Raw genomic sequence first — 12,385 nt, 5'->3', positions numbered from 1 at the left:
ATTACGTCGCCTTTTTATGCTTTTCATTTTCTTCTTCAATCAGCGCTCGTCGCAGAATCTTCCCGACCGCTGTTTTTGGAAGCTCATTTCGAAATTCATAAAGGCGCGGAACTTTATAAGCAGCTAAATACTTTCTAGAAAACTCATTTAACTCTTCTTCAGTACATCTTACACCATTTTTTAATACAATGTAAGCCTTCACTGTTTCTCCTCTATATGGGTCAGGAACACCTACCACTACAGCTTCTTGAATTTTTTCATGCTCATATAATACTTCTTCAACTTCTCGAGGATAGATATTATATCCCCCGGCAATAATAATATCTTTCTTTCGATCTACTACATAAAAATAACCTTTATCATCCATATAGCCAACATCACCTGTTAGCAACCACCCGTCTCGCATAACAGCCTCCGTTTCTTCAGGCTGCTTCCAATATCCTTTCATGACCTGAGGACCTTTAACCGCAATTTCTCCTACTTCGCTTACAGCAGCTTCTTTACCTGTTTCAAACGAGAGAATTTTGGCATCTGTGTCTGGCCAAGGCACTCCAATGCTTCCTGGTATTCTCTCTTTCCAAAGAAAATTAGCATGAGTAACAGGAGAGGTTTCCGTCAATCCATATCCTTCCACTAGTTTACCTCCAGTGAGCTTTTCAAACTGCTCCTGCACTTCCACAGGAAGAGGAGCCGAACCGCTCATACATGAATCAATAGAAGATAGGTTGTATTTTGCTAAATCAGGATGGTTTAATAATGCGATGTAAATTGTCGGAGCACCTGGAAATAAAGTAGGCTGCTGCTTATGAATGGTTTTGAGCGTCGTTTTTGCATCAAATTTAGGCAGAAGCACCATCTCGTAGTTTTGCAAAACCGATAGAACAAGAACCGTTGTTAAACCATACACATGAAAAAACGGGATAATTCCAAGCACTTTTTCTTCTCCATGCTTGCAGCGGTATAACCAATGTGAACACATCGTTGCATTGGCTACCAAGTTTTTATGAGTAAGCATGACTCCTTTTGGAAAACCTGTTGTTCCCCCGGTGTATTGCAAAATCGCGATATCTTCGTCTGAAATTCCCTCAGCATTACATACTGCTGGAGAGGATTCACTTATAATGCGTTTAAATAAATGAGTAGTCTCCGTATGACTCACATCCACGCTTATCTTCTGCTGTTTGCGCTGAATAAATGGATAGATTATGTTTTTGGGAAATGGGAGATAGTCTTGAATAGAGGTGATGACTACGTGTTTTACACTTGTTAACGCTTTCATTTTTACTACACGCGGATATAGCAAATCGAGTGCAATAATCATGGTCGCTTCTGAATCATTCAGCTGATACTCTAACTCCCTTTCCGTATACAAAGGGTTTGTTTGAACGACTACTCCTCCGGCAAGAAGAACAGCATAAAAGGAAATGACAGCTTGAGGGCAATTTGGAAGCATAATGGCTACTCTATCCCCTTTTTTTAATCCCAGTTCAATAAGGTAAGATGACAGTTTCAAAGAATCTTGATGCAGTTGGGAAAACGTCATTTTTTTCCCTAGAAAATAGATTGCGTTTTTTTTAGGGGCTTTTTGAACTGCTTCTTCAAAAAGCTGTGCTAAATTTTTTTGCTCATAATGAAGCGTAGCAGATATTTCCTCTGGGTATTGAGAAAGCCATATCTTTTCGGTGGATTCCACACGTATCCTCTCCCTCAAAAAAATAAAAAATTAGAATTTTCTAATTAAAATTATAGTTCATTCTTTTTTTAGATGCAATCGTTATTGAATGTTCTCTTTCCTGTCTAATCACTCTTTCATCCTGCAGCGTAATAAATAAAAATTGAATTTATCCCTGTACATTATCCTAATTTTTTGTATATAATGAAAATTAGATTTTTTTTAAGGAGCTGTATGAATTGATAACAACATTGACTAAAGGACCGTTCAAAGCAGATCACGTTGGAAGCTTTTTGCGTCCTGAGCGTATCAAGCAAGCACGATTACAGGTAGAAAACGGGGAAATGACAAAGAAACAGCTTCGAGCAATTGAAGATGAAGAAATTAGTAAGCTCGTAGAAAAGCAAAAACAAATTGGATTAAAAGCCATAACAGACGGTGAGTTTCGCCGTGCGTGGTGGCACTTTGATTTTCTATCAGAACTTGTGGGCGTAGAACTTTACGAAGCAGAGTCGGGAATTCAGTTTCACGGGGTCCAAACAAAAGCTCACGGTATAAAAGTTACTGGAAAACTAGATTTTAATCACCACCCTATGATTGAAGATTATAAATTTCTTCATCAAGCGGCCGGAAAAGAACACGTGGCTAAGTTCACCATTCCAAGTCCCAATATGCTGTTTTTCAGAGGTCATATTGAAGAGTCTGCTTACTCGGATACGGATGTATTTTTTGCTGATTTAGTTAAAACATATCAAAAAGCCATTCAAGCATTTTATGATGCTGGATGCCGCTATTTACAGTTAGATGATACTGCGTGGGCGGTCTTTTTCTCAGAAAAAGGACAAGAACAAATCGCGTCAAAAGGATTTACGCCCCAAGAATTACTGAAACGTTTTACGGATGCGATCAATGAATCCATTGCGCATAAGCCAGATGACATGGTTATTACAATGCATATTTGCAGAGGGAATTTCCAGTCTACTTATACAGCAAGCGGCGGATATGAAAATGCGTCAAAAGCTATTTTCAGTCAGTTAAACGTAGATGGACTATTTTTAGAATTTGATGATGAACGCTCAGGAGGATTCGAACCTCTTCGACATGTAAAGCGAAATGACCTTCAGATTGTCCTTGGTCTTATCACATCAAAATTTGGAGATTTAGAAGATCCTGAAGCAGTGAAAAAACGAATTGCTGAAGCGGCAGAATTTGTTTCTCTTGATCAAATTTGTTTGAGTCCCCAGTGCGGATTTGCTTCTACAGAAGAAGGAAATTTACTAACTGAAGAACAGCAGTGGGATAAAGTAAAGCACGTGATTTCAATTGCTGAAGACGTATGGAAGTAATCATTAAAAAAGCTGACCTGCTTTAAGGCCAGCTTTTTTGCTGTCATCACAATGTTAGGAAAAGCTATATAGATAAATAGATAAGACCAATAAGCATAAACACTCCGCATAAAATGAGTAAAATTTTCGCTAACTTCTCCATGACTCTCTCCTATCCTATCCCTGCTCCTATTACATAGGACATACCGATTGAAATAACAAGTGAAATAAACCCAACGGCTCTGTTATCTTGTTCAATTTCATCATCGATTCGAAATTTCGGCGTCAAAAATTCGAAAATAAAATAGCTGACTAGTAAAAGAACAAACCCATATATTCCCCATCCAAGCATTCTTAACAAATTGTCGTTGTGCTCAATCGAATAGCGAAAAATATTAGCTAATCCAAATATTTTCCCACCTGTTGCCATCGCAACAGCCATATTTCCTTTTTGAATCTCTTCCCAATTCTTATATTTAGTAACGAGCTCAAACACAACAAGAAAGACGACAATGCTCAAGACAACCACGCTGTAATAAGCGGCGGATTCAATATACGGGTCTTTCCAAAAATCCCTCATTTTTGCATCACTCCTAATTTATATTACACTCCACGTAATGAACTGACAGGTCTCTTTCCTTTACTTGCATCGTTCTTAAAAGAGATAGAAAACCCAACATAGTTCATGAGCCATGTCGGATTTTCCATCTTCATATATGCTTGTTCAGCGCATCGACTGACACCTTTATCTCAGCATTCTTTTACTTAAATTCCACAACCGTAACGCCAGAACCTCCTTCAGAAGCTTCTCCGAAACGAATATTTTTAACAGAACGATGATTTTTCAAATATTCCTGTACACCTTTACGAAGAGCTCCGGTTCCTTTACCGTGGATAATCGAAACGCGCGGATAGTTGGCTAACAAAGCATCATCAATATATTTTTCAACTCGAATCAGCGCATTTTCATAGCGCTCTCCTCTTAAATCCAGTTCTAGATTTACATGATAATCTTTTCCTTTTACCGTAGCAAGCGGCTTTGTTTCTACAGGTTTTGGGGAACTAATATATTCGAGATCTTTTTCTTTCACCTTCATTTTCATGATTCCCATTTGCACTTGCCATTCATTATTACTTACTCGTTCCACAAGCGTTCCTTTTTGTCCCCAGCTTAAGACTTTCACTTCATCTCCAGCTTGAAGAGTGCGCTCTTGTTTTTTCGGCACAGCCGGTTTCTTTTTACTTTTTTCAAGAGTTGGAACTGCATCTTCTAGACGCTTACGTGCTTCAATCAATTCATGCTCTTTTACAAGCGCATGATTTTTTTGACTCATTTTACGCAAATCGCTAATGATTTTCTCTGCTTCTTCAGATGCTGCTTGAACTGTGGCTTGAGCTTTTTCTTCAGCTTTTTCGTACAGCTTATCTCGTTTTTCATTAAACTCAATAATCTGACTCTGTAATTCTTTATGAAGCTTCTGAGCCTCTTTTCTTAGCTGTTCAGCTTCTTCTAGCTCATGTTCTGATTGACGGCGGCTATCTTCAAGAGAAGCGATCATATTTTCTACTTTATTTGTTTCTGAGCCAATATAGCCTTTGGCACGTTCAATTACTTCTGCACTTAAACCTAAACGTTTTGAAATTTCAAAAGCATTGCTTCGACCCGGTACACCAATCAGCAGCTTGTAAGTAGGGCTCAATGTTTCAATATCGAACTCTACGCTAGCATTGACCACTCCTTCACGGTTATAGCCGTACGCTTTTAATTCAGGATAGTGAGTAGTCGCAACTACGCGAGCGCCTCTTTCATATACTTGATCTAAAATCGAAATCGCAAGCGCTGCACCTTCTTGGGGATCTGTTCCGGCTCCCAATTCATCGAACAAGACCAGACTTTCATGATCTACTTTTTGTAAAATATCTACAATGTTGACCATATGAGATGAAAAGGTACTCAGACTTTGTTCAATGGACTGCTCATCTCCAATATCAGCAAATACGTGTTTAAACACAGCCATTTCCGATCCATCCAGCGCAGGAATCTGCAAACCTGCTTGAGCCATCAATGTGAATAACCCAAGTGTTTTTAACGTTACGGTTTTACCGCCGGTATTTGGTCCTGTAATAACGATAGACGTATATTGATCACCTAGCTCAATATCATTTGCAACGACATCTTCCTGGGCAATAAGAGGATGTTTTGCCTTCACTAACTTAATATAGCCTCGATCGTTCATTTTAGGTTTTGAAGCTTTTAGCTCATGGCTATAGCGCCCTTTAGCAAACATGAAGTCCAGCTCACCTAACAAATAAACGTTTTGACGGAGTTCATTTGCCACTTCCGCTACCTGAACGGTTAGAGCAATAAGAATACGCTCAATTTCTTGTTTTTCTTTTACTTTTGCTTCTTGAAGCTCATTATTTAACGTCACAATCGCCTGTGGCTCAATAAATAACGTTGCTCCAGATGAAGACTGATCGTGCACAATGCCTCCATACGCACTGCGATATTCTTGCTTAACAGGAATAACGAAACGTTCGTTTCGAATGGTAACAATCGCATCTGACAACATTTTCTGAGCAGACGAGGAGCGAATAAGACTTTCTAGCTTTTCGCGAATACGAGACTCCGTCGAGCGAAGTTTTTGACGAATGCCTCTTAGCTGGTCGCTTGCACCGTCTAGTACTGTGCCATTCTCATCAATGCTCATTTTAATTGTTTGTTCTACCTCAGGAAGAGGCATTAGTTTTTCGATATGTTCAATTATAATTGGAAGCTGTAAATCTTCGTCTTCTACTACTTGCTCGATAAATTGCTTGACTTGTCTTGCAGCATAAATAGTACTTGCTACATCAAGAAGTTCATTAGAGCTTAGCGTTCCTCCAATTTCAGCGCGCTTTACGCTAGGTCGAACGTCAAAGATGCCTCCTAGCGGTACGTTGCCACGCAATCGCAGCACGGTTGTAGCTTCATCTGTTGCTTCCTGCCATTTGACTACTTCTTCATACTGAGTCGAGGGAATCAAATTCGCTACTTTTTCTCGGCCTAAAGAAGAAGCTACTTTTTTCTGAAGCTGTTCCTTAACTTTATTAAACTCTAGTACATGGAAAATACGTGATTGCAAAACTGATTCCTCCTGTTGCTTATTTATGTCGATTTAAAAAGGCGGTTAATTCTTTGAGGCTATACGTATTTAATACCGTTTCTGGTTTAAGCCAGCCTTTAATTCCCGTAGATATTCCAATTTCCATATGCTCTAGCATGTCTAGATTGTGAGCATCTGTATTAATTGCAATTTTAACTCCTGCCTCTTGTGCTTTTTTTATGTGCTCAGCGGCTAAATCTAAACGGTTTGGATTCGCGTTTAGTTCAAGAGCCGTTTTTGTTTCCTTAGCTAATTCAATTAGCATATCAATATCTACATCATATCCGTTGCGGCGACCAATCAAACGACCGGTCGGATGAGCGATTAAATCTACATGAACATTATTTAACGCTTGCTTTAAACGATTCATAATTTCTTCGCGTGATTGTGAAAAACTAGAGTGAATGGACGCAATAACAAAATCTAGCTCAGCTAGCATTTCATCATCATAATCAAGTGTTGCATCGGGCAAAATATCCATTTCAATTCCTGCTAGTATTGTAAAATCATCGAACTGTGCGTTTAAACGATTAATTTCTTCACGCTGTTTGCGAATGCGTTCAGGCGTTAGACCGTTAGCTACTTTTAAATACTGAGAGTGGTCTGTAATCGCCATGTATTCATAGCCTCGCGCGCGACATGCTTCCGCCATTTCTTCAATTGAATACGCTCCGTCGCTCCACGTGGAGTGCATATGCAAATCACCTTTTACCGCACCGTAGGTCACAAGCGTTTGAGGTTTTATAAATGCATCTACTTCCGTTCCATCTTCACGAAGTTCCGGCGGAATAAAAGACAGCCCAAAATGTTCATAGAATGCTTGTTCAGACTCAAATGTCATAACTTCGCCTGTCTCCGCATTTTCAACGCCATACTCGCTAATTTTTTCACCGCGTTCTTTTGCTAATTGACGCATGCGCACATTATGATCTTTTGATCCTGTAAAATGATGAAGCGTCGTGGCAAACGCTTTATCTTCTACAAGACGAAAATCCACGGACACATCGTACTCATAGGCTAACGTTACCGATACTTTTGTATCTCCATTTGCAATGACATCCTTCACATTTGGCAGCGATACTAGCTGTTCACGGACAGCATGAGGCTCAGCTGTTGAAATAATAAAATCAAGATCTTTTACAGTTTCTCTCATGCGGCGAATGCTCCCTGCTTGAGAAAAACGCTCAATACTATGCATATGTTTAAGGGCTTCTAAAATTTCTTCCGCTATTGGAAGCATAAAAGCAAGGGGCAAACGATCAGGACGTTTCCCAAACTCTTCAATAGCAGCGATAATTTTCTCTTCCGTCTTTTTACCAAAACCGCTTAGTCCCTGCACTCGATTTTCCATACAGGCCTGATGCAGTGATTCCATGTCTTTAATATCTAGCTCTTTATATAATTTAGCGATTTTTTTACCTCCAAGCCCCGGCAGCTTAAGCAGAGGAATAAGTCCTTCAGGAACTTCTTGCTTTAGTTCTTCTAGTACGCTTGACTCATTTGTTTCCATATACTCTGTAATAACTGCGGCCGTTCCTTTACCAATCCCTTGGAGCTTGGTAAAATCCTCAATCTCTGTCAGCGTTCTCTCGTCCGTTTCTAGCGCTGCAGCTGCTTTTCGAAAAGCAGAAATTTTAAAAGGGTTATCTCCTTTTAATTCCATATATGTGGCAATTGTTTCTAACAATTTAATAATATCCTTTTTATTCATCTCTTTTCACCAGCCTATTATCATAATAACGAAACTTTCAAAACATGATGAGTGACATATGTACTCTCTCAAATTTTTATCTAGACATACTTTTATCTCCGTGAAAACCGCAGAACAGACTGCGATAAAAAAAGAGGGTATCTCAAAAGTATTATGACACTTTCGACACACCCTCTCAACAAGCTATTGTAATTTCATTACATTACACCATACTGAGTCCACAAATCTTGAATGGCAGACGATAAGTATGGAGTATTTTGTACGATATTGATTGCAATTGAAGACTGTTGAATTGGCGTTTGAATTTCACTTACAGGAATCACGGCTCCAATGTATAACAAAATAAAAACGATGATATACACTTCAACGAATCCAAGTGCACCTCCGCCCCATTTATTTAACTGGCGCAGAATTGGCAGTTCGGTTAAAGCCGTTAAAACAGAGCCTGCAAGGCGAAGTACAATGTGAGTAGCAAAAAATAAAATCGCAAATGCAATCATTCGATAAAAAGCGTCTTCTATCGTTCCAGAATCAAATACAAACGATGCGACACTTTGCTGCTGAATATTGTCTGGAAACGGAATCAACAAGCGAAGTCGGCTTGCCAAATCTCCACTAAACATATAAGCGACGATAAACGAAACCGCAAAACTGACAATATGAATGAGCTGCAAAATAAATCCCCTTTTAAGACCTGTTACAAAGCCTAAAAGAAGCAATATAATTAAAATGATATTAAGCATTGACTCAGTCATTCCTCTTTTCCATAAAGTTTTTGTTCAAGTCTCTCATAGTCTTCTTTCAGTTTTATATATTCGTGTACAGCATTCACAGCTGTTAATACTGCTAATTTATTGATATCTAAAGAAGGGTTTTTAGTACTGATTTCACGCATTTTTTCATCCACTATAGAGGCGACAAGTCGAATATGGCTTCTACTTTCGCTACCGACGATGCTGTACTGCTGACCAAAGATGTCAACTGTCGCACGTGTTTTATCTTGTCTTGACACGAGAAAATCCTCCGTTCCACGAAAAATCCTAATCCCTATCATACCACGAAGAAGACTTCAATGGAAACATATCTATATTTAAGCTATCATAAGGGATAGTGCTTATAAAGTAAACTAAAATACCCCGAAAGGAGTGAAGCATTATGTCACATGCTGTTATTAAGGTATCAGCTGATCAGATAGCTAAAATGAAGCTTCATTACACATCCTATTTGCAGCCTAAATTGCCGCAGGGAAGTATTTTTTCGGCTAAAACTCCCGGCTGTTCTATCACTGCATACCGCTCTGGAAAAGTACTTTTTCAAGGAAAAGAAGCTGAAACAGAAGCAGCTAAGTGGGGAGGTCCTTTAGATGCTGCTAAAAAGGCTCCCGTCTCACACCTCCCATCAAACTTCAGTTCACTATCGGTCATTGGTTCTGATGAAGTAGGAACGGGAGATTATTTTGGTCCCATGACCGTAGTTGCTGCCTATGTTCAAAAAGAGCAGCTTCCTTTGTTAAAAGAATTAGGAGTACGAGATTCAAAAGAGTTAACGGATGCTAAAATCATTGAAATTGCCAAGCAGCTTGTTTCGTTTATTCCTTACAGTTTGCTTGTCTTACATAACGAAAAGTATAATGCATTTCAAGAAAAAGGCATGTCACAAGGTAAAATGAAAGCTCTGTTGCACAACAAAGCTTTATCCAACGTGTTAAAAAAATTGGATCCTGAAAAACCTGATGCGATTTTAATTGACCAGTTTGTTGAAAAAAACACCTATTATAAACACATCGTAAAGGAAAAAGAGATTATCAAAGAAAATGTCTTTTTCAGTACAAAAGGAGAAAGCGTTCATTTATCTGTAGCCGCTGCTTCCATTATTGCCAGATACGCATTTTTAAAACAAATGGATTTACTAACGGAAAAGACCGGGATGGTCATTCCTCGCGGAGCTGGAGCACAAGTTGATATCGCCGCTGCTAAAATTATTAAAAAACATGGCGTCAATGCGCTGAACTCTTTAGCTAAAATCCATTTTGCTAATACAGAAAAAGCTTTAAAATTAGCTAAAAAATAAGAGATGTGGAAATCCACATCTCTTTTTTTATTCTTATGAACGAAGCGTTGCACCAAATTCTTTTTCAACAGCTTCTAAAACTGCACCATGTGCTTTTGCTACTTCTTCATCTGTTAATGTACGTTCAGGATCTAAGTAACGTAAAGAGAAAGCTACAGATTTCTTGCCTTCTTCCATACGCTCGCCTTCATATAGATCAAATACTGTCACGTCTTTTAAAAGTTCTCCGCCCGTCGTATAGATGACGCGCTGAACTTCTCCTGCAAGAACGTTTTTATCTACAACAAGTGCAATATCACGTGTAATAGATGGGAATCTTGGAATAGCTGAATAACGAACTTCTTCGACATCTGCAGCTAATAGCTCTTGAAGGTGTAATTCAAACACGTATGTTTCACGAAGGCCGTACTGTTTCTGAGCAACAGGATGAACTTGACCCACGTATCCAATTTCTTTTTCATCTAACCATACAGCCGCTGTACGTCCAGGGTGCATACCGTCTTTTTTAACGGGAGCATATGAGATTCGTTTCTCTAAACCAAGCTGTGCAAATAACCCTTCTAGTACACCTTTAATCACATAGAAATCAACGACTTTCTTTTCACCTTGCCAACCGTGAGCATGCCATAGACCCGTGATTGCACCAGCTACGCGCTCCTGCTCATCCGGTAATTCCCCTTCACCTTTAGATAAGAACACTGAGCCTGTTTCGTATAGCGCAATAGAATCCGATTGACGAGCATTATTGTGCTTCACTGCTTCAAGTAAATGAGGCACTAAGCTTTGACGAAGGATGCTGCGATCTTCACTCATCGGCATTGCTAAACCAATCGTACTTGTTGCATTGAGTGCAAACTGAGTAGCTTTTTCAGCGCTCGTTAACGAATAGGTTGTTGTTTGCGCTAGCCCTGCTCCCTCTAAGAAACGGCGAACTTTACGGCGTCCAAGCTGATACTCTGTTAATTTTCCTGGAGTTGCCACTGTTACAGGAAGCGTTGTAGGAAGGTTGTCATAGCCATACATGCGCGCTACTTCCTCCACGATATCTTCTTCAATTGTAATATCGCCTCGACGAGTCGGTACCGTTACAACGATTGTTTCATCTTCGACTTTGCTTTCAAATTGAAGACGGTTCATAATATCTTGTACTTCTTCCATCGATAGTTCTGTACCAAGCACATTGTTAATACGTCCAAGTGACACAGCTACAACAGCAGGTTCCACAGTTAGTGTATCTACTTCTACAGTACCGCTTACCACTTCACCTGAAGCGTATTCAGCCATTAATTCTGCTGCGCGGTCAGCAGCTACACGCGTACGGTTAGGATCAATTCCTTTTTCAAAACGAGCACTTGCCTCACTGCGAAGACCGTGGTCTTTGGAAGCTTGACGAACTGTTAAACCTTTGAAGTAAGCTGATTCAATAAGAACATTTACCGTATCGTCTTTTACTTCAGAGTTTGCTCCCCCCATTACACCTGCAAGGGCTACCGGTTCACTGCCGTTTGTAATAACAAGCTGATTGCCTTTTAATACGCGCTCTTGATCGTCAAGCGTTACAAACTTCTCGCCTTCTGATGCGTGACGTACAACAATTTCTTTTGAACCAAGACGATCATAGTCAAAAGCATGCAGCGGCTGGCCGTATTCAAGCAAAATATAGTTGGTAATATCAACAACGTTGTTATGAGGTCGAATACCAGCTGCCATTAAACGCGTTTGCATCCATAATGGTGACGGAGCAATTTTTACGTTTTTCACAACGCGCGCTACGTAAAGGGGATTGTCTTCTTTTGCCTCTACTTTAACGGAAATATAATCAGCTGCTTGCTCATCAGACGTTTGCACGTTTACTGACGGATACTTCACTTCACGACGTAAAATAGCAGCCACCTCATGTGCTACACCTAACATACTTAAGCAGTCTGAACGATTTGGTGTTAGCCCTAGTTCTAATACTTCATCGTTTAAGTTTAATGCATCTAGCGCATCCGCTCCTACCTCAGCATCACTTGGGAAGACGAAGATGCCTTCTTGATAATCTTTTGCCACAAGCTTGCTTTCAATGCCAAGCTCTTGAAGAGAACAAATCATACCGTTCGATTCTTCACCGCGAAGCTTAGCACGCTTGATTTTAAAGTTACCTGGAAGTACAGCTCCCACTTTTGCAACCGCTACTTTTTGACCTTGTGCCACGTTAGGTGCTCCGCACACGATTTGAACGATTTCTCCTCCGCCAAGATCTACTTGACAGCGGCTTAATTTATCCGCATTTGGATGCTGTTCACGTTCTACAACGTGACCAATTACCACTCCGCTGATGCCTTTATTTAAGTTTTCTACACCTTCAACTTCAATTCCACTTTTTGTGATTTTATCAGCTAACTCTTCTGCCGTTACGCCTGATAAGTCAACATACTCTTGTAACCAACGATAAGATACAAACATCGTAGTCCCTCCT

The 12,385-nt window shown here is 39.8% G+C and carries 9 protein-coding genes; 2 read left to right on the top strand and 7 right to left on the bottom strand.

Annotation, left to right across the window (positions count from 1 at the left end; all coding sequences use genetic code 11):
• Position 1: 1 nt before the first annotated feature.
• A complete protein-coding gene (locus SCI76_RS16865; RefSeq protein WP_098626995.1) occupies positions 2–1,693 on the bottom strand; it encodes an AMP-binding protein in 1,692 nt (563 codons plus the stop codon).
• A 218-nt stretch (positions 1,694–1,911) separates the two neighbouring features.
• Between SCI76_RS16865 and SCI76_RS16860 the strand changes: the two genes are divergently transcribed.
• The gene (locus SCI76_RS16860; RefSeq protein ID WP_028411761.1) at positions 1,912–3,018 is read left to right on the top strand and encodes a 5-methyltetrahydropteroyltriglutamate--homocysteine S-methyltransferase; all 1,107 of its coding nucleotides are present in this window, start codon (positions 1,912–1,914) and stop codon (positions 3,016–3,018) included.
• 151 nt (positions 3,019–3,169) lie between these two features.
• Here SCI76_RS16860 and SCI76_RS16855 read toward each other — a convergent pair whose 3' ends face one another.
• The 5 genes from SCI76_RS16855 to zapA all read right to left on the bottom strand — a co-directional run bounded on the left by SCI76_RS16855 (position 3,170) and on the right by zapA (position 8,866).
• On the bottom strand, positions 3,170–3,577 hold the full coding sequence (locus tag SCI76_RS16855) for a DUF350 domain-containing protein (RefSeq protein WP_013059411.1): 408 nt from the start codon (positions 3,575–3,577) through the stop codon (positions 3,170–3,172).
• Between the two features lie 181 nt (positions 3,578–3,758).
• Positions 3,759–6,122, bottom strand: coding sequence for an endonuclease MutS2 (locus SCI76_RS16850; protein WP_033579629.1), 2,364 nt, complete (start codon positions 6,120–6,122; stop codon positions 3,759–3,761).
• Between the two features lie 19 nt (positions 6,123–6,141).
• Positions 6,142–7,854 (bottom strand): DNA polymerase/3'-5' exonuclease PolX, encoded by a 1,713-nt coding sequence (polX, locus tag SCI76_RS16845; RefSeq protein WP_028411763.1) that lies wholly within the window; start codon positions 7,852–7,854, stop codon positions 6,142–6,144.
• A gap of 197 nt (positions 7,855–8,051) precedes the next feature.
• Positions 8,052–8,609, bottom strand: coding sequence for a CvpA family protein (locus SCI76_RS16840; protein ID WP_014458067.1), 558 nt, complete (start codon positions 8,607–8,609; stop codon positions 8,052–8,054).
• Complete coding sequence (zapA, locus tag SCI76_RS16835; RefSeq protein WP_168761332.1) at positions 8,606–8,866, bottom strand: cell division protein ZapA; 261 nt, start codon at positions 8,864–8,866, stop codon at positions 8,606–8,608. Before zapA ends, SCI76_RS16840 begins: the two co-directional genes overlap by 4 nt.
• A gap of 143 nt (positions 8,867–9,009) precedes the next feature.
• On the opposite strand from zapA, the gene rnhC reads away from it, so the two are divergent.
• Entirely contained in the window at positions 9,010–9,924 is a 915-nt protein-coding gene (gene rnhC / locus SCI76_RS16830) for a ribonuclease HIII (RefSeq protein WP_033579627.1), read from the top strand.
• A 33-nt stretch (positions 9,925–9,957) separates the two neighbouring features.
• On the opposite strand, the gene pheT is transcribed toward rnhC, so the two are convergent.
• Positions 9,958–12,372 carry a phenylalanine--tRNA ligase subunit beta gene (gene pheT, locus SCI76_RS16825; protein WP_028411765.1) on the bottom strand — a complete coding sequence of 805 codons (2,415 nt, stop codon included), beginning with the start codon at positions 12,370–12,372 and terminating at the stop codon, positions 9,958–9,960.
• Between the last annotated feature and the right edge of the window lie 13 nt (positions 12,373–12,385).

The organism is Priestia sp. HNGD-A6 (assembly GCF_045784335.1).
In the GTDB taxonomy this organism is placed as follows: domain Bacteria; phylum Bacillota; class Bacilli; order Bacillales; family Bacillaceae_H; genus Priestia; species Priestia zanthoxyli.
This window is presented reverse-complemented; position numbering and strand designations above follow the sequence as displayed.